Here is an 18,445-nt window from a genome sequence, read left to right as displayed (position 1 = left end):
CGTGTGTGGGAGGAAAACCGCGTGGCGACACAGAACGATTACGGCGGAGGCGAGATCAAGGTCCTCGAGGGCCTCGAGGCCGTCCGCGTACGCCCCGGCATGTACATCGGCTCCACGAGCTCGACCGGCCTGCATCACCTGGTATGGGAGATCGTCGACAACGCCGTCGACGAGGCCATGGCCGGCTTTTGCTCCAAGATCGAGGTGACCGTGCACCCGGACAACTCGATCACGGTTGTCGACAACGGCCGTGGTATCCCGGTGGACGAGCATCCCGTGAAGAAGATCCCAACGCTCGAAGTCGTTATGACCATCCTGCATGCGGGCGGCAAGTTCGACAACTCGGCGTACAAGGTCTCCGGCGGCCTGCACGGCGTAGGCGTGTCGGTCGTGAACGCGCTTTCCAAGAAGACGGTCGTTCAGGTCGCCCGCGACGGGCACGTGTACGAGATGCGGTTCAGCCGCGGTGTTACCACGCAGAAGATGCGGGAGGTCGGCACCTCGGATGCGACCGGCACCACCGTGACCTTCTGGCCGGACGACGAGATTTTCGAGACCACCGTCTACGACTACGACGTGCTCCATGACCGCCTGCAGCAGACGGCGTTCCTCAACAAGAACCTCAAGATCGTCCTCACCGACGAGCGCGAGGTCGAGCCCTTCGTGGAGGAGTTCTGCTACGCCGGAGGCATCATCGACTTCGTTCGCTTCCTGAACGACGGCAAGGCCGTGCCCGAGGAGCTGAAGGAGCCCATCTACCTATCCGGCGCCTCCGAGCCCGATGCGCCGGTCGAGCGCACCGGCGAGGTGGAGGTTGCCATCCAGTGGAACACCTCGTACTCCGAAACGGTCATGAGTTTCGCGAACGACATCCGCACCATCGAGGGCGGCATGCACATGGAGGGCTTCCGCACGGCCCTCACCAGCGTGATCAACGACTACGCGCGTAAGAATAACATCCTCAAGGAGAAAGAGGGCAACCTCACGGGAGACGACGTGCGCGAGGGCCTCACCGCCGTCGTGTCCGTCAAGCTGGCCGACCCGCAGTTCGAAGGACAGACGAAAGCCAAGCTCGGCAGCTCCTTCATGCGCGCGCTCGTGCGCAAGATCGTGTCCGAGGGGCTGGCCGACTACCTGGAGGAGCATCCCAAGCAGGCCCGCGAGATCATCAAGAAGGCCCAGCAGGCCAGCAAGGCCCGCAACGCCGCCCGCAAGGCGCGCGAGGCGACGCGCCGCAAGAGCCTGCTCGAGACGGCGAGCCTTCCCGGTAAGCTGGCCGACTGCTCGGAGCGCAACCCCGAGCTGACCGAGCTCTTCATCGTCGAGGGCGACTCGGCAGGCGGTTCTGCGAAGGACGGCCGTCGCCGAGACATCCAGGCGATCCTGCCCCTGCGCGGCAAGATCTTGAACGTAGAGCGCGTGGGCGACCATCGCGCCTTTTCCAGCGATACCATCCAGTCGCTCATCACAGCCATCGGCTGCGGCGTTACCAACGGCACCGGCGACGGCGGCGATTTCGATATCACCAAGGCCCGCTACCACAAGATCATCATCATGACCGATGCAGACGTCGACGGCGCCCACATCCGCATCTTGCTGCTCACGTTCTTCTACAAGTACATGCGCCCGCTCATCGATGCCGGCTACGTGTACGTGGCCTGCCCGCCCATCTTCGGCGTGAAGGTGCGCAACAAGATTCACTACGTCTACCCCAACGGCCGCCAGCCGGAGGAGGAGATCCTGCGCGATACCATCGTGAGCCTGGGCCTCAATCCCGACGATGGCGACGAGGACGCTAGCGGCAAGGTCACCAAGAAGCGAAAGGGCTATACCGTCCAGCGCTATAAGGGCTTGGGCGAGATGGACCCCAAGCAGCTGGCCAGCACCACCATGGATCCCAAGACCCGCATCCTGCAGCGCGTGACCATCGAGGACGCGGTCATCGCCGACCGCGCCGTTCGCGAGCTGATGGGCAACCAGGTGGAATTCCGCCGCGCCTATATCGAGAAGCACGCGCACGACGCCAGGTTCCTGGACGCCTAGTCGCGCTTTCCCGAGCACCGCGTTTTGGGGCTCAATCGTCGGGCGCCGCATGCAAGGCGCGCGCCCTTCTCTTTCGCCCCAATCTGCGGCACCTGGAAAACCGCTTGGACCAGCGATGGTCATTTGTTTCTGCGACCACGAGTAAGGAGAGCACGTGGCTGACGATATGAATAACGAGGAGCTGGGCTCGGAGGAGACGGCGGGCATGCCCGACGACCTGAAGCGCCTGCTGGCTCGTGCCGAGGAAGGCGAGGAGGCGGGGTACGACCCCGATGCCGAGTCCGAGGACGACGAGGAGGACGACGACGAGGAGCTCGAGGAGAGCTTCGGCGTCGTGGACCGTGGCGAGAGCGCCGGCGAGGACATCAACGGCGGCTCGCTGCAGATCTCGGAGTTCGGCCAGGAGATGAAGCAGTCCTTCATCGAATACTCGATGTCGGTTATCACCGCCCGCGCCTTGCCGGACGTGCGCGACGGCCTCAAGCCGGTGCACCGCCGCATCCTGTACGCGATGAACGAGAGCGGCATCTTCCCCAACCGCCCGCATAAGAAGTCCGCCTGGACCGTCGGCGAAGTTATCGGTAAGTACCATCCGCATGGTGACTCCGCGGTGTACGAAACCATGGTCCGTCTGGCCCAGTGGTTCTCCATGCGCACTCCGCTCATCGATGGCCATGGCAACTTCGGCAACATCGACGGCGACTCCGCGGCGGCCATGCGTTACACCGAGAGCCGCCTGGCAAAACCCGCCATGGAGCTGCTGCGCGACCTGCAGAAGGACACGGTCGACTGGGGTCCCAACTACGACGAGTCCCTGGCCGAGCCCAAGGTCCTGCCCGCCCGCTTCCCCAACCTGCTGGTCAACGGCAGTTCGGGCATCGCCGTGGGCATGGCGACCAACATCCCGCCGCACAACCTCAACGAGGTCATCGAGGCGACGTGCCACCTCATCGACAACCCCGATGCCACGGTCGCGGAGCTCATGCAGTTCCTGCCCGGACCCGATTTCCCTACCGGCGCCCTCATCATGGGCACCGACGGCATCCGCAAGGCGTACGAGACCGGCCGCGGCTCCATCACGGTGCGCGCGAAGGCCCATATCGAGACCACCAAGACGGGTCGTAGCCGCCTCGTGTTCACCGAGATTCCCTATCAGGTGAACAAGGGGTCGCTGCAGGAGAAGATCGCCCAGCTGGTCAACGAGAAGCGCATCGAGGGCATCTCGGATATGCGCGACGAGTCCAACCAGAAGGGCATCCGCCTGGTCATCGAGCTCAAGAAGGGCGTTATCCCCGAGGTCGTGCTCAACAACCTGTACAAGTTCACCTCGTTGCAAAACACCTTCGGCGTCAACACGCTCGCGCTGGTGAACGGTGTGCCCAAGTGCCTGTCGCTCACCGAGGTTTTGCGCCACTACATCGACCACCAGGTCGACGTGGTGACTCGCCGCACGCGCTTCGACCTGAAGAAGGCCCGCGCCCGCGCGCACATCCTCGAGGGCTACCTCATGGCGCTCGACCATATCGACGAGGTCATCTCGATCATCCGGTCCTCCCACACGGATGCCGAGGCCAGCGCGCGCCTGATCGAGCGCTTCGGCTTCACGCCGGAGCAGACCACCGCCATCCTCGAGATGAAGCTCCGCCGACTCACCGGCCTGGAGCGTGACAAGATCGAGGGCGAGCTCGACGGCCTGCGCCGCGCTATCGCCTACTACGAGGACTTGCTGGCGCACGAGGAGAAGATCCTGGGCGTCATCAAGGAGGAGATGCGCGAGATCGGCAAGAAGTTCGGCGATCCGCGCCGTACCCAGATCACCAATGCCGGCCGCGACCTGGATGTGGAGGACCTCATCGCCGATGAGGACATGGTCGTCACCATCACGCATACCGGATACGTGAAGCGCATCCCGGTGGCGAGCTATCGTTCCCAGAAGCGCGGCGGCAAGGGCGTGAGCGGCGTCAACCTTAAGGAAGACGACGTCATCGACGAGATGTTCATCGCTAGCACCCATGAGTACGTGCTGTTCTTCTCCACGCGCGGCAAGGTGTACCGCCTCAAGGTGCACGAGCTTCCCGAGGGCACGCGTCAGGCCCGCGGCACCGCCATCGTGAACCTGCTGCCCTTCGAAGAGGGCGAGAAGATCGCGAGCGTCATCTCCTGCCGCGAGTTCCCCGACGACGAGTACCTCATGTTCGCCACGGCCAACGGTATGGTGAAGAAGACCGTGATGAGTGCCTACGACCGCAGCCGCCGCGACGGCCTCATCGCCATCAACCTCAAGGACGGCGACCGCCTGCTCGACGTCCGCCGTGTGTGCGAAGGCGATAAGGTCATTATGGCCACTACCGCCGGCAAGGCGATCGTGTTCACCGAGGACCAGGTGCGCGCGACGGGCCGCGACACGAGCGGCGTGCGCGGTATCGGCATGAAGGACGGCGTCGAGGTTCTGGGCATGGAGATCTCCAACGGTTCGGGCGACCTGGTGGTCGTGACCGAGCGCGGCTACGGCAAGCGCACGCCGGTTGCCGATTATCCCGAGCAGAACCGCGGCGGTCAGGGCGTCTTCACCATCCATATGACCGAACACAAGGGCCAGCTGGCCGCGATGAAGGTGGTTGGACCGCAGCACGAGCTATTCATCATCACCGAGGGCGCAACGGTCCTTCGCGTAAAGACGGCCGAGATCTCGCAGACCGGCCGTGCCACGCAGGGCGTCAAGATGATGAGCGTAGACGAGGGCGACCGCGTGACGGCGGTGGCGCGTATGGACAGCGAGAAGAAGGACGCCGCGTCCGATGAAGATGCGGAGCCAGAAGACCTTGCTGTCGATGCGGCGGCATCCGAGGCCGACGATGCCGGCGACGCTCGCGACGGCGAGGCGGCGGAGGGTCCGCTCGACGAGTAGGGCGTCGGGCTGCCAAGTAAGGCGGGGCTGGATACCGGCTGGATGGGCTTGCCAGCCATCGCGCGCGGTTGAGACATACACCCAAGCCGGGCGGGGCGCAGATGACATGCGCCCCGCCTTTTTCATGGCGCTGGGTATAACAAGGCGAGTGAGGATCGAGGAGACGGGAGACGCCATGGATGTCGACGGAATCGTGGCGACGATGACGCCGCATGAGCGCGCCTCGCTGCTGGCGGGTGCGAGCCATTGGTCGACGGTCGCCTTTCCCGAACACGGGTTGCCTGCCGTTGAGATGTCGGATGGGCCCCATGGACTGCGCCATCAAACCGGTGCGGCCGATCACCTGGGTATCAACGCGAGCGATCCCGCCGTGTGCTATCCCACAGCGAGCGCGCTGGCCTGTTCGTTCGACGTCGAGCTTGTCGAGGAAGTGGGCCGTGCGATCGGCGAGGAAGCGCGCGATCAGGGTGTACACGTGGTGCTTGGTCCCGGCGTCAACATGAAGCGCAGTCCCCTGTGCGGTAGGAATTTCGAGTACTTCAGCGAGGATCCGCTGCTTGCGGGCGAACTGGGTGCGGCCATGGTTCGCGGAATCCAGGGCACCGGCGTCGCCGCGTGCGTAAAGCATTTCGCCGCCAATAATCAAGAGCATGCCCGCCAGGTCTCCAACTCGGTGGTGGACGAGCGCGCCCTGCGCGAGGTGTACCTGGCGCCGTTCGAGCACATCGTGCGCCGTTCGGCTCCGTGGAGCGTGATGACCGCGTATAACCGCCTGAACGGAACGTACTGTTCGGAGCATCCGTGGTTGCTCCACGATGTGCTGCGTGGCGAATGGGGCTTCGACGGCGTATGCATCAGCGATTGGGGCGCGGTGAGCGACGTGACGGCGTCTGTCGCCGCCGGCCTCGATCTGTGTATGCCCGGCCCGCGCGACGACTACGCGGCAACGCTCGAAGAGGCGGTGGCGGAAGGCCGGTTGCCGCAGGAATCCGTGGATGCGGCCGCGATGCGCGTGGTGCGTCTGGCGGCGCGCGTGCACGATGCCGCGTCCCCCGCGAACGGCCGATCGTCCGCTGCCGAACAAGCCCTTCCCGCTGTAGCATCCGGGCTCGAGCTCGCCCGGCGCGCCGCCGCTCGTAGCGCGGTGCTGTTGGAAAACGATGGGACGCTGCCGCTGGCGCCTTCCGCTCGCATCGCGTTGATCGGCGAGTTCGCGGTCGAGCCGCGCTATCAGGGCGCGGGTTCTTCCAAGATCAACCCTGTTGCCCTCGATAACCTATATAACGAGCTCAACGACCGTGGCTGCGCGGTTTCGTATGCGCGCGGATACGACCGTGCATCGGGGGCGACGTCGTCCGAGCTGGTGCGGGAAGCGGTGGAGACGGCTGCCGCGAGCGATGTGGCCGTGGTGGTCGCAGGCCTCCCCGACTGTTTCGAATCGGAGGGATTCGACCGCAAGCTCATGGTGATGCCGCGCGGCATGAACGAGCTCATAGAGCGCGTGGCGGCCGCGGCGCCGCGCTGCGTGGTGGTGTTGCAGGGCGGGGCTCCCATGGAGCTGCCGTGGCGGCATCGCGTGGATGCCATTCTGTTGGCGTATCTCGCGGGGTGCCGCGGCGGTGCCGCCTTGGCCGATCTGCTGCTGGGAGCGGTGTCGCCATCTGGAAAGCTGGCCGAGACGTGGCCCGCTCGTTTGGAGGACACTCCGCTGGGGGCCGCATTCCCCGATTTCGATAACGAGGTGCGCTACCGCGAGAGCGTGCTGAGCGGCTATCGATTCTATGATGCAGCCGGCGTCGAGCCCGCGTATCCATTCGGACACGGCCTTTCGTATTCGTCGTTTGCATATGGGGATGCCGAGCTTGTAGAGGCAGACGGTGCGTGGCAGGTGGTGTGCCGGGTGCGGAACACGGGCGATTGCCCTGCCCGCGACGTGGTGCAGCTGTATGTCGCCGCGCAGGATAGTCCGGTGTACCGCGAGCGCCAACGTCTGGCGTCGTTTGCAAGCGTCGAGCTCGCCGCGGGGGAAGCCGCGACGGTGCGTCTGCCTGTCGAGCGCGAGGCCCTGCGCGTGTGGGATGCGGGCGCGGGCGCCTGGCGCGTTCTGGCGGGTCGCTATGAGCTCCGGGTGGCATCGTCGTCTCGTGACGTGCGCGCGTGCATACGGCTCGACCTGGTTGCAGGGCCTTCGCTCGCGGGGGACGTGGTCGCGCCGGCCGAGCTTTCCGCCGAGATGCTCGCGCCCGTTGACGACGCCTATATCCACCTGCGTCCCGGGGCGTTCGATGATGAGGCGTTTGCAAGCCTGCCGGGTCTTGTTCTGCCCCCGCGTCGACAGGTTACTCCGTTCACCATCGACTCGACGGTGGCGGATATGAACGCGAGCCCGTTTGGCAGGCTTGCGCTGCGCCTGATCGACCGTGTTATGAGGAAGCCCATGGCCGAGGTCGAAGGGCAGACGCGCGAGATGATCAGCGAGATCGTGGCGGATATGCCCCTGCGCTCGCTCACATCGAGCGGCGTGTCGATGCGCACGGTCGAGGGGCTCGTGTTCATGCTGAATGGCTGCTATCTACGGGGGCTGCGGCGCATCGTTGCATTTTGGCTGAAGGCCCGTCGCGAGCTGGCGGCACAGCGCTTCCGGTCATAAGGCGCCGTGTGCCAGGGTCATTCACGGGCGGCGGGGACGGCGCGGGGCTCGGGGCATAATGAAAGCGCGCCGCGCCCGGGATGGGGCGCGGCGCGCCTGTGACGCATGGGGTTGGCTCTGCTGCTTCGCTCTTTTTAGAAGTCTTCGGGCGAGAGCGTCTGCACGAACTCATCGAAGCGCTCGAATTCGGCTTCGTTGCTTTCCGCACTGCGGACGGCGGTGCTCCCCGCGCGGTTCATCACGTCGTCCTCAACGAAGATGGGTGCGCGCGAGCGTACGGCGAGGGCGAGGGCGTCGCTGGGCCGCGCATCGACCTTGATCTCCTCGCTGCCGCCTTGGGACAGAATGATAGTGGAATAGAAGACGGGGGCGTCGACGTCGTTGATCTCGACGCGTGCGACGGTCGCGTCGAGCTTGTCGACGATATCGTTCATGAGTCCATGCGTGACGGGGCGCGGGCTCTCGACATGCTCGATGCTGCGTCCTAGGGCCGCCGCTTCGAATGACCCCGTTTGAATCGAAAGGGCGCGCCGGTCGGCTTCGCCGATCTGGTCGTGGCTGCGTTCGCGCAGGACGATGATGGACGGGACGGGTCCAGCGGCCATGATGATGGATTCGATATCGACGCGAATCATGCGGGCGCCTCCAAAGTGACTACGGGTCGTTGTCTCGAGCCCTCGCTCAAGACGGATAGCAATAGTACTCAATCGCTTACAAGGCGGGGCCGAGAACGTTCCCTTTTACGGTTGCAATAGAAAAGAGACACGGCGTCTTGACGTGCAAATCGGTAAAAGACCAGGTAGAAGTACAAATCAAAAGAAATCAAAACTTTTTTCAAATTCATGCTTGCAAGAGGAGGGGGTCGTCTGTATTATAGGACAAGTGCAAAGGACCTGTAGCTCAGTTGGTTAGAGCGTCCGGCTGATAACCGGGAGGTCACAAGTTCGAATCTTGTCAGGTCCACCACATTTTCTTTCGCAATAGACACCCCAGCGAGAGCAGAGTCGCCGCTGGGGTGTTTATTACTGGGGGTTTAGCTCAGCTGGGAGAGCGCGGGCTTTGCAAGCCTGAGGTCAGGGGTTCGATCCCCCTAACCTCCACCATTAAATCTGATGAGGCATCCGCAAGGGTGCCTTTTCTTTTATATAGTCCCGGCGCATGGGCCCGCGCCGCTCAGATTGGTGCCTGTCCCTAAATTGAGCGGTGGCAAGATGGCTGTGCTTTCTGGATAAACCGCACGTAGTCGACGTGTATCGCGGCCGCAATGCACTATAGTTTTCGATGATTGTAAAGAATGCTCGCCCTCGGCGGACCGCCGCGGGCGATTGCCATGAGCAGCGTGCAAGGAGAGATATGGCCGCAGAACAACAGCAGCAGGCCGGACAGCCGGGATTCGTTTCGCCCGAATTGGACCGCATGTCGTGCGACATGATCGACGAGTTCCTCTTCTCGCTATCCGAAGGCGAAGACCCCGGGGTCGTTGCGTGCATCGAGGATGCCGAGGGCAATCGCGCGGCCGTGGCGTTTTCCGAGGACGGCGACGAGGTGTGCCTCGAAGCGGCTGGCACGTTCGTGTCCGATGCCGCGAAGAACGGCTCGCCCGAGGATAGCGTCGGCAGGGCCGTGCGTTACGCGATTCTCTATCTCGGCTGCGTGCAGGGGATGGACGGCGCGTACAACGACGCCCTGATCACGATCTTCGGCGAGTCGGGCGCGCCCAGCGCGTATTCCGCCTTCACCTTGGTGAAGGGTATCGGCCAGGGCGAGAACTTCATGTGGAGCGAGCCTGAACCTGCAGGAGAAGAGCCCCTCCTCGTCTAAGAGTGGTTAAAATTGAGCGGTTACGGCGGAAAACCTACCGCCCGCCTAATTCTCATACGTTATCGTTACAACTGAAACGAGGACCAATACATGCGCGTTGATAACCTGAGGAACATCGCCATCATCGCCCACGTCGACCACGGCAAGACCACCATGGTCGACAAGCTGCTGCGTGCCACGGACGCATTCCGTGCCAACCAGCAGGTCGAGGACCGCGTGCTCGACTCGAACGACCAGGAGCGCGAGCGCGGCATCACCATTCTCGCCAAGAACATCTCCATCGAGTACAAGGGCATCAAGATCAACGTGCTCGACACCCCCGGCCATGCCGACTTCGGCGGCGAGGTCGAGCGCGTGCTCCGCATGGCCGACGGTGCCCTGCTGCTCGTGGACGCGTTCGAGGGCCCCATGCCCCAGACCCGCTTCGTTCTGCGCCACGCCATCGATACCGGTCTGTCCATCATGGTTGTCATCAACAAGATCGACCGCCCCGGCGCCGACCCCGAGCGCGCGTTCAACGACTGCCTCGACCTCATGGCCGACCTGGGCGCTTCGGATGAGCAGCTCGAGTTTGCCATGGAGCACGTGGTCTACGCGTCCGGCGTGAACGGCTATGCCCGTCTCGACCCGGCAGACGACAACATGGACATGTATCCGCTGCTCGACATGATCGTGGACGAGCTGCCCGCCCCCGATGTCGATGTGGACGGCCCGCTTGCCATGCAGTGCGTGACCATCGACCACTCCAACTTCGTGGGCCGCATCGGCATCGGCCGCGTGTTCTCGGGCACCGTTCACCAGGGCGATAGCATCCTGGTGGTCAAGAACAGCGGCGAGCGCGCCATGGCCACGGTCAAGCAGCTCTTCACATTCGACTATCTGGGCCGTACCGAGTGCAAGGAAGTGGGCGCCGGCGACATCGCCGCCGTGGTCGGCATCGAGAGCACCGATATCGGCGACGTCTACACCGACCCCGAGAACCCCGTCGAGCTCGATCCTATCGAGATTGATCCGCCTACGCTGTCCATCGTTTTCGAGGCTTCTACCTCTCCGCTGGTCGGCCGCGATGGCGACATCGTGGGCGCGCGCCAGCTGAAGGAGCGCCTGTTCACCGAGCGCGAGAACAACGTAACCATGCGCATCGAGGAGCTGCCCGACAAGAGCGGCGTCGAGGTCTCGGGCCGCGGTATTCTGCACCTCTCCGTTCTTATGGAGACGCTGCGCCGCGAGGGCTACGAGTTCCAGGTCGGTCGCCCGCGCGTGCTGTTCAAGAAGGACGAGGGCGGCAACGTGCAGGAGCCTATCGAGCAGGCCGTCGTGGAATGCCCGGACGAGTACGCCGGCAAGGTCATCGAGGTCTTCGGCAACGCGGGCGGCACCATGACCAACATGCAGCCCGGCTCGACCGTCACGCATATCGAGTTCCGAATCCCCACGCGCGGCATCATGGGTCTGAAGAACCGCGTCCTCAACGTCACGCACGGCGAAGGCGTCTTCTACCACACCTTCCTGGAGTACGGCCCCTACGCGGGCGAGATCGGCGCGCGCAAGAACGGCGCCATGATCTCCATGACCACCGAGAAGGCCGTTGCCTACGCACTGGGTACGTTGCAGGAGCGCGGCAGCCTGTTCGTCGAGCCCGGCACCGAGTGCTATGAGGGCATGCTCGTGGGCGAGCGCAACCAGCCCGGCGACATGGTCGTCAACATCGCCCGTACGAAGAACCTGGGCAACCAGCGTTCCTCGACGTCCGATATCTCCATCCAGCTGGTGCCGCCGCGCACGTTCTCCCTGGAGGAGGCGCTCGAGTACATCGTCGATGACGAGCTGGTCGAGATCACGCCGAAGAATATCCGCCTGCGCAAGCGCCTGCTCAACGCTATCGACCGCAAGAAGGCGGCCGCCCGCGCTATGAAGTAGGGTCCCGCGCCGCGGTTGGGTATGCGCCTCCCGCGCGTCCTGAATCTAGATGAGAGAGACGGGTAACTTGGAGATACATCCGAGTTACCCGTCTTTTTGTGCGGGGGTTGCAGGGCGCCCATGCCGCGCGAACGCGCGATGCGTCCCCAAGTCGATTGCTGGATCGCGTGCTAGTGTTTGCGCGTTTTCCGGGAGGTGCTGCTGCGACGCCCCGGCGCTGCTTGCTTGATGACCTTGCTGCCAAGCGATCTGGTGCTGCTGGCGACCTTCTTGATGGGTTCCTTGACCTTGGAGAGGTTAACCTCGGTGGGAGATAGGATGTTGAACCGCAGGGAAAGCCAGCGCAGGCCCATGGTCACGGCGACGCACGCGACGAGGGCGACCGGCTTGGAGATGCACAGCGGCTGCACCAGGGCGACGTAGGTCGCTCCACCCGCGATCGAAGCGAGGGCGTAGAGGTTTCCGCGCTGGAAGATCGCGGGCGTCTGCCCCAGGAAAACGTCGCGCATCATGCCGCCACCCACCGCGGTGAAAAAGCCCATCATGACGCAGTTGATGGGGGTGAGGCTGTAGATCATCGCTTTGTCCGCGCCGACGGCTGCATAGAGGCCGACGGCGAAGATGTCGAGCACGGCGATGAGGCGGTCGGGCTTCTCAACGATATCGGGGAAGATGAACGCGCACGTTGCGGTTGCTATCGAGATGGGAAGCGCGAGCGGCTGGTTGAGGATGTAGACGTCTCCGCACTGCAGGATGACGTCGCGGATGATACCGCCCCCCAGGCCGCAGGTCACCGCCAGCGCGATGCCCCCCATATAGTCGAGCTTGTGCTCGCGTGCTGCCAGGCTGCCCGAGATCGAGGCAACGACGACGGCGAGCATCTCGAGCCAGAAGGGTACGGCGACCTGTTCCCCCGCGGCGCCGGCGGTAACGGTGACGGCGGCGATGACTGGCAGGGCGAATGGGGTCATGGCATGCGATCCTTCCCGCGCGCAGCTCGGTGGATGGTACGCGCGCGGGATTATCTTACTCGCCTGTTGTGCTGCGACGGGTCGCGCTCCAAAAAAAGTTTTTGATAGTTCGAAATTTTCCGTTGCACGCCGCTCCGTTTACGGTACAATAACTTTCGCATTTAACGGAGAGTTGTCCGAGTGGCCGAAGGAGCACGATTGGAAATCGTGTAGGCGCCAAAAGCGTCTCCAGGGTTCAAATCCCTGACTCTCCGCCAGTTAACTCTCATGGCGCGTCCTTTGTGGTGCGCCATGTTTTTACTCCAACGGAGGAGTGGCAGAGTGGTTGAATGCGGCGGTCTCGAAAACCGTTTACCCGGTGTTCCCGGGTACGAGGGTTCGAATCCCTCCTCCTCCGCCATTTGAGGTTAAGAAGCGAGCCCGCGCGGCTCGCTTTTTGTTGCCGCTGCATGGATTCGAACCCGGAAGGGCGCGAAGCTGAGCAAATGCGCTGAGCATTTGCCAGCGAAGCGCGCAAGGGCCGCCAGGCCCGCAGCGGTCGGCGGCGCAGCCGCCCCGAATCCCTCCTCCTCCATTCATATGTAATGGCTTAAGACGACTTAATTGCGGCTTAAATGCTCGGCGTCCCGTGTTTGTGCCCGGGTGGGAGCGGCTACACTTCAAGGCAACGCGCCAGCATGGTGCGGGATGAGGTTGCAAGAGGTGAGGAGGCCATATGGACGAGCAGGGAATCGATGACGCCGTTTGCGCGGGCGCTGCTACCGATACCGCGTCCGCTGCCGACGCCGCAGTCGAGCTGATGCTCACGGATAATCAGCGCACGGCGCTCGAGCATGCGTTCGCGGACTCGCGTTCATGCCTTATGCATGACGGCGCAATGGTCCCGTTTACCATTCTGTGCACGTCTGACGGGTTCGAGGTCGCGGGCCACCCGGGCGAGGACCCCCGGGACGTGTACGAATCGGTGCGGACTTTGCTCGCCCGCGAGATACCCGAGGCGTACGTTCTGGCGTACGATGGCTACGTCGACCTGGCAACGGGCCGGGAAGATGCAATCGTATGCGAGACGGCTCGTCGCGGGGAGGTTACCGCTGCGCTTTTGGCGCAGCCGTATGAGCGCGGGGAGGGTGCGTACGCGTTCGCGCCGACGTTTTACTCGGTGGGACAGGCATCGCATCTGTATCCGTCGGGCACCAAGCCGATCGTGTCCGGTCTGGTTGCCTTGGAGGCCGAGCGCGAGCGCGCCAGCTTGGACGGTTTGGGCTTGGAACTGCATTCGGACGCGACCCCCGAATAGCGATCGAGGGCCACGAGGGACAGCATACGGGGAAGGAGCATCATGCTCGCACATGATTTGAGTTTTCAGGCATCGTGGAAGATGCTGACGCGGGACAAGGGATGGATCAAACCCATCTTGGTTCTTACGCTGGTGGGCTGGATTCCCATTTTGGGGCAGATCGTCCTGCTTGGTTACGCCTTCGAGTGGGCGCGGCTTACGGCCTGGGGCGTCGATTCGGCTCCCAAGCAGCGGGGTGTTGACTACGGCAAGATCTTGACGACGGGCGGCCGTGCCTTCGTGATTTCGCTGGCCGTCAACATCGCGCTGAGCATCATCGAATCGCTCATCTTTGGCATCGAAGCCGGTACGCTGGGCTTGTTTGGGACGTCCGGTAGCGTGTTGGGCAACATCGCGCTTGTTGGCGCCATGGGCGGCGCCGGCGTCGTCGCGGTGGTATGCGAGGTCGTGAACATGCTGATGGGCACGTTCATCATGGTGGCGTCGCTGCGCGCGACGGTGTATGACGATTTCTCTGCCGGCTGGCGACTCGACAGGATCTTCCAGATGATCTCGAGCGATCTGGGCGGCTTCATGCGCGTCTACGTGATATCGCTGCTTGCCGGTTTGGTGAATTGGCTGTATTCGATGGTGCTGAGCATCCTGGCGGCCATCGTGTTTATGGGCGGTGCCGCTGGCGTGATGGCTTATGGATACGGCGCCGGCATGATGGGCCACGGTGTGGAGCGCGCTCTCGTCCAGGCCCTGCTGGGCATGGGGCCCGCCGTCCTTCTGCTCGTTGTGGTGCTTGCCGTCGTAGCCATGTTCGTGGGCGGTGCGATCTCGACCGCCATGCAGCTGGTGACGATCAACGCGACGGGGCAGTGGTTCGTGCGTTTCGATCTGCCGCGCTGGGGTGTCTCGTCGGCACCGCTTCCTGATGGCGTGCCGCTTGCCAAGGGTTTCAGCGTTCCGCGGCATCCGGCGAACGGTTCATCCGCTCCGTCGCCGCAGCAGGCTGCGGCCCCCGATGTTCCTGTCGAGCTCGAGCGGAACGCCGAGGGCTCGGGTTCAGAGGCGTCGGCAGCGCGAAGCGGCGACGCGTGCGCGTCCGGCCAGGATGTCCAGGATGCGCCGCGCGAGGATGCGGGCTGCGCCGACGCGACCTCGTCTATCGTGGACGAGGCCGTGGAGGCTTCCGATGAGGGGCCGGCCGTCGAGCAGTCGCCTGTCGAATCCGGTGATGCTCTCGCTCCCGCCGACTCCGCGCACGGACCGATCTTGCTGCCGCCGGTGAGCGAGCTGTTTGCTGGCGAGCCCGCGGATGCCGATGATGAAGATGGATCCGACGAGCCAACCGAGGAAGAATAGCACGCAGGCATAACCGTATGGTACCTCCCTTCCCAGGAACGAGCGACGCTCTTCTGGTGAGGGAGGCACCGTGCTATAGGGGGACGATCAGCGCGCTGCATCCTCGTGTGTCGCCCGCTTATGGAGAAATGCGGGGGCTTCGCGCGGGGTTGTGTCTAGTCTATGGCGTTCTTGCAAGAGCGAGCTGCGTTGTTATCGATATGTAGGGTCGAATGGGGATATTTGTTAGCGAGCGCGTTTCAAGGTGGTCGCGCCGCATGAGAGGATGGCGGCAGGCCATAGGCATCGGTGGAGAGAGCGCTGGTAATTATGGAGGTACTGCGGTGCGGAGCTGCGCGAACTTGAGCGGATCCAACGCAGCGGCTATAGTTATCCAGTCCTTTCCTGCTTCGGGCGCACCTTCACGACCCGGAGCCTTATGCCCGGAGGAGGTGACCAAATGAAGGCTTATGAACTGCTGTTTTTTGTTGACCCCGCTCTCGATCCCGAGACTCGTCTCGCTGTGATGAAGCGCATCGATACCACGATCGCCGAGGGTAACGGCAAGGTCGACAACGTTGACGAGTGGGGCAAGCGCAAGCTCGCCTACGAGATCAACAAGCTCACCGAAGGTGACTACACCCTCATCAACTTCCATGCAGATCCTACCCAGATCGCCGAGCTCGACCGCGTTCTGCGCATCACCGATGCCGTGGTTCGTCACATGATCGTTCGTCGCGACGACCAGGAGTAAGAATTTGTTTTGGACGCCGCATGGCAAGCTGATTGCTATGCGGGCGCGAGAGGTAGTGAGTTACGAATGAGCATCAACCGAGTCAATATTTCTGGCAATCTCACCCGCGATCCGGAGATGCGCGCCACCGCGGGCGGCACTCAGGTGCTGTCTTTTGGCGTGGCGGTCAACGACCGCCGTCGCAATCCCCAGAATGGCGAGTGGGAGGATTACCCCAACTTCGTCGACTGCACGATGTTCGGTACCCGGGCAGAGGCTGTGAGCCGCTATCTCTCTAAGGGCGCAAAGGTTGCAATCGAGGGAAAGCTCCGTTACAGCTCCTGGGAGCGTGACGGTCAGCGCCGGAGCAAGCTCGAGGTCATCGTCGATGAGATCGAGTTCCTCTCTCGCAACCAGCAAGGCGGAGGCCAGGGCGGCTACGGTCAGCCCGCATATGGTCAGGGCGGCTATGAGCCCGCTCCGATGGGTGCTCCCGCTGCGCCTGCCCCGGTGGCTCCGGTGGCCGAGGTTTACGATGAGGATATTCCGTTCTAACGGGATATTCACCTGATTTAGTGAGCGGCGGGGCGCGTTTGACGCAACTCGCCAAGCGAAAGGTATTTTGACATGGCTAATGATTTTTCTGCACGTCAGCCGCGTCGTAAGTACTGCCAGTTCTGCAAGGAGAACACCGAGTTCATCGACTACAAGGATACTCAGCTTCTCCGTAAGTACATGACCGATCGTGGCAAGATCAAGCCCCGTCGCGTCACTGGCGCTTGCACGCAGCATCAGCACGACATCGCGAACGCCATCAAGCGCGCTCGCGAGATGGCTCTCCTGCCGTACACCGTTCCCGTGGTTTCCTCCCGCGGCAACCGCGATCGCGGCTAGGAATTCCTCGGGCCTGAGTAGATAGATGGTGAACGAGGAGAGCGGGACGGGAATCGACCGCACGTCGATTCCCAGTCCGATGAGGGGCCGCGATCCACGCCTGCTCTCGGGTATGGTGTGGCTCGCACTCGGCTTCGTGGCCGGCACCATGGTTCCGTTTTTCGGAGTCGTGATGACGGCGTACGGCATGCGAGAGATGGTCGAGGCGCAGGGCAACAAGGGATTTCTCCTTGCTGCTGCCGTCGCCGCCATCATCGCGGTCGGGTCGGCTGTTGCCGTACCGGCATACGCCGCGATGGTGGCGATGACGTTTGCGAGCGTCGCCGGCACCGTGTGGCTCATGCGCACCCATCGTGCGAACGTTACGGGCGTGAGCGTGCTCGTTGTACTGCTCACCCTTATGAACCTGGGGGTCGAAGCGGGCTTTGCCATGATGGCGGGCACCACGGTCTCCGAGGTGTATCAGAGCATGTTTGGTGCGATGTCGGACGGGGTGGTCGAGGCCGCCGGCGGCGGAGTTCAGGCTGAGCTTATGGCTCGCCAGCTCGAGCCGCTGTTTATGGCGATCTGGCCTTTCGTGTACGTTGTCTCCTCTGTATCTGATGTTCTCGCTGCAGCCATCGGCTCGTTCCTTATGGGTGCGCGCACCACTGGTGTGGCGAGGATGCCGGTCATTGCTCGTTTCGACATGCCCTTGTGGCCTGTTGCCGTCCTGGCGCTATCTGTGCTTGGACTGGGAGCATCCGCGGCCGGGTTCCCGGGGTCTCAGGCAGTGCTTACGGTGAGCGCGACCGTTCTGTTGAGCGTTCGCATCATCTTTGTACTCCAGGGGTTTGGCGTTGTCCTGCATCTTATGGGCCGCTGGCGCCTGGGATGTTTTGGGCGCACCGCGCTGACCGTTCTGTCTATTTGGCTTGAAACGATGTTCTTCTTCGTGAGCATCGTTGGCCTGATCGACGTGTGGGCGAACTTCCGAAAACTTGATCGGGGTTCTTCACACGCTCAGGCAAACTCGTAAGAAAGCGCCGATTACACGGTGCATGTAACAAGGAGATCTCATGAAAGTCGTTCTTCTGGGTGAGATCAAGGGCAAGGGTGGCGAGGGTGACGTCGTAGACGTCGCTCAGGGTTATGCCGAGAACTACCTCTTCCCGAAGAAGCTCGCCGTTGCGGCTACCAAGGGCAACCTGAAGCAGCTCGAGGAGCGTCGCAACAACATTGAGAAGCGTGAGGCCGTCCGCATTGCCGACGCCAACTCGCTCAAGGAGACCCTCGAGGGCAAGTCCGTTGTCGTCGACGCCAAGGTTGGCGACGAGGGTATCCTCTTTGGTTCCGTCACCTCCGCTATGATCGTTGATGCTATCAAGGATCAGCTTGGCGTTGAGGTTGACCGCAAGCGTGTCGAGCTGGGTAAGGCCATCAAGGTCGCCGGCTCCCACGAGGTTGCTGTTTCGCTGTATCGCGAGATCCGCGCCACCGTCACCGTCCTCGTCGGCGTTACCGCCGAAGAGGTCGAGGAGGAGACCGAGGTGGCCGCCGAGGCCGCCGAGGTCGCCGCTGACGCTGAGGTTGCTGCCGAGTAACTGCTTGCAAGCAGTGCTGCATAAAGAGTCCGGCCCTGATGGGTCGGGCTCTTTTTATTTGACACGGGGCTTTCGGCGCGGGTTATCAACCTCGTTTTGGGCGGTGAAGAACGCAGGTATGCGGGCGCGTGGATTTCCACAGGTTCGCATGTTGGCGTCTGTTGAAATGCCGACGGCGTATGAAGTGCATGTACGAGTTTTGTTGCGAGGAGTGCTGCAGGAGTTGGGCAACCAAGCGCCCCTCTGTGTATATCAGGCAATCTACCTGTGAAAATAATCACGCCTTTGGACTGGCG

At 62.9% G+C, this 18,445-nt stretch carries 14 protein-coding genes and 4 tRNA genes; 16 read left to right on the top strand and 2 right to left on the bottom strand.

The window, feature by feature from the left end; translation table 11 throughout:
- The first annotated feature begins 21 nt into the window (after positions 1 to 21).
- From gyrB to E4J93_RS01630, 3 genes are all read left to right on the top strand, one after another.
- Complete coding sequence (gene gyrB / locus E4J93_RS01640; protein ID WP_147587739.1) at positions 22 to 2,043, top strand: DNA topoisomerase (ATP-hydrolyzing) subunit B; 2,022 nt, start codon at positions 22 to 24, stop codon at positions 2,041 to 2,043.
- 166 nt (positions 2,044 to 2,209) lie between these two features.
- Positions 2,210 to 4,951 (top strand): DNA gyrase subunit A, encoded by a 2,742-nt coding sequence (gene gyrA, locus E4J93_RS01635; protein ID WP_147587810.1) that lies wholly within the window; start codon positions 2,210 to 2,212, stop codon positions 4,949 to 4,951.
- A 175-nt stretch (positions 4,952 to 5,126) separates the two neighbouring features.
- Positions 5,127 to 7,601: a glycoside hydrolase family 3 C-terminal domain-containing protein gene (locus E4J93_RS01630; RefSeq protein WP_147587738.1), complete on the top strand. Its 2,475-nt coding sequence runs from the start codon at positions 5,127 to 5,129 to the stop codon at positions 7,599 to 7,601.
- A gap of 134 nt (positions 7,602 to 7,735) precedes the next feature.
- Here the strand turns inward: E4J93_RS01630 and E4J93_RS01625 are convergent, their stop codons facing one another.
- Positions 7,736 to 8,236 carry a bifunctional nuclease family protein gene (locus E4J93_RS01625; RefSeq protein WP_147587737.1) on the bottom strand — a complete coding sequence of 167 codons (501 nt, stop codon included), beginning with the start codon at positions 8,234 to 8,236 and terminating at the stop codon, positions 7,736 to 7,738.
- Between the two features lie 254 nt (positions 8,237 to 8,490).
- On the opposite strand from E4J93_RS01625, the gene E4J93_RS01620 reads away from it, so the two are divergent.
- The 4 genes from E4J93_RS01620 (at position 8,491) to typA (ending at position 11,342) form a co-directional block, all read left to right on the top strand.
- A tRNA-Ile gene (locus E4J93_RS01620) sits at positions 8,491 to 8,567 on the top strand.
- A gap of 61 nt (positions 8,568 to 8,628) precedes the next feature.
- Positions 8,629 to 8,704, top strand: a tRNA-Ala gene (locus E4J93_RS01615).
- Positions 8,705 to 8,954: 250 nt separating this feature from the next.
- Positions 8,955 to 9,422, top strand: coding sequence for a hypothetical protein (locus E4J93_RS01610; RefSeq protein ID WP_147587736.1), 468 nt, complete (start codon positions 8,955 to 8,957; stop codon positions 9,420 to 9,422).
- A 90-nt stretch (positions 9,423 to 9,512) separates the two neighbouring features.
- Complete coding sequence (gene typA / locus E4J93_RS01605; protein ID WP_147587735.1) at positions 9,513 to 11,342, top strand: translational GTPase TypA; 1,830 nt, start codon at positions 9,513 to 9,515, stop codon at positions 11,340 to 11,342.
- A 170-nt stretch (positions 11,343 to 11,512) separates the two neighbouring features.
- Here the strand turns inward: typA and E4J93_RS01600 are convergent, their stop codons facing one another.
- Positions 11,513 to 12,313: a trimeric intracellular cation channel family protein gene (locus E4J93_RS01600; protein ID WP_147587734.1), complete on the bottom strand. Its 801-nt coding sequence runs from the start codon at positions 12,311 to 12,313 to the stop codon at positions 11,513 to 11,515.
- Positions 12,314 to 12,479: 166 nt separating this feature from the next.
- Here E4J93_RS01600 and E4J93_RS01595 point away from each other — a divergent pair.
- The 9 genes from E4J93_RS01595 to rplI all read left to right on the top strand — a co-directional run bounded on the left by E4J93_RS01595 (position 12,480) and on the right by rplI (position 18,149).
- Positions 12,480 to 12,570: transfer RNA gene (locus E4J93_RS01595), tRNA-Ser, on the top strand.
- Positions 12,571 to 12,620: 50 nt separating this feature from the next.
- Positions 12,621 to 12,713: transfer RNA gene (locus E4J93_RS01590), tRNA-Ser, on the top strand.
- Positions 12,714 to 13,028: 315 nt separating this feature from the next.
- Positions 13,029 to 13,610, top strand: coding sequence for a hypothetical protein (locus tag E4J93_RS01585; RefSeq protein ID WP_147587733.1), 582 nt, complete (start codon positions 13,029 to 13,031; stop codon positions 13,608 to 13,610).
- A gap of 42 nt (positions 13,611 to 13,652) precedes the next feature.
- Positions 13,653 to 14,960, top strand: a complete 1,308-nt coding sequence (locus tag E4J93_RS01580; RefSeq protein ID WP_147587732.1) for a DUF4013 domain-containing protein — start codon at positions 13,653 to 13,655, stop codon at positions 14,958 to 14,960.
- A gap of 439 nt (positions 14,961 to 15,399) precedes the next feature.
- Entirely contained in the window at positions 15,400 to 15,693 is a 294-nt protein-coding gene (gene rpsF, locus E4J93_RS01575; protein ID WP_147587731.1) for a 30S ribosomal protein S6, read from the top strand.
- A 66-nt stretch (positions 15,694 to 15,759) separates the two neighbouring features.
- Positions 15,760 to 16,227, top strand: a complete 468-nt coding sequence (locus tag E4J93_RS01570; RefSeq protein WP_147587730.1) for a single-stranded DNA-binding protein — start codon at positions 15,760 to 15,762, stop codon at positions 16,225 to 16,227.
- A 72-nt stretch (positions 16,228 to 16,299) separates the two neighbouring features.
- Positions 16,300 to 16,566, top strand: a complete 267-nt coding sequence (gene rpsR / locus E4J93_RS01565; protein ID WP_006235829.1) for a 30S ribosomal protein S18 — start codon at positions 16,300 to 16,302, stop codon at positions 16,564 to 16,566.
- 25 nt (positions 16,567 to 16,591) lie between these two features.
- Positions 16,592 to 17,584: a DUF2232 domain-containing protein gene (locus E4J93_RS01560; protein ID WP_147587729.1), complete on the top strand. Its 993-nt coding sequence runs from the start codon at positions 16,592 to 16,594 to the stop codon at positions 17,582 to 17,584.
- Positions 17,585 to 17,624: 40 nt separating this feature from the next.
- Positions 17,625 to 18,149 (top strand): 50S ribosomal protein L9, encoded by a 525-nt coding sequence (gene rplI, locus E4J93_RS01555; protein ID WP_147587728.1) that lies wholly within the window; start codon positions 17,625 to 17,627, stop codon positions 18,147 to 18,149.
- The last annotated feature ends 296 nt before the right edge of the window (positions 18,150 to 18,445 follow it).

It is taken from the genome of Collinsella sp. BA40, assembly GCF_008014645.1.
GTDB lineage: Bacteria > Actinomycetota > Coriobacteriia > Coriobacteriales > Coriobacteriaceae > Collinsella.
Note: the sequence above shows the minus strand (reverse complement) of the source record. Positions and strands in the feature narration are given on the sequence as shown.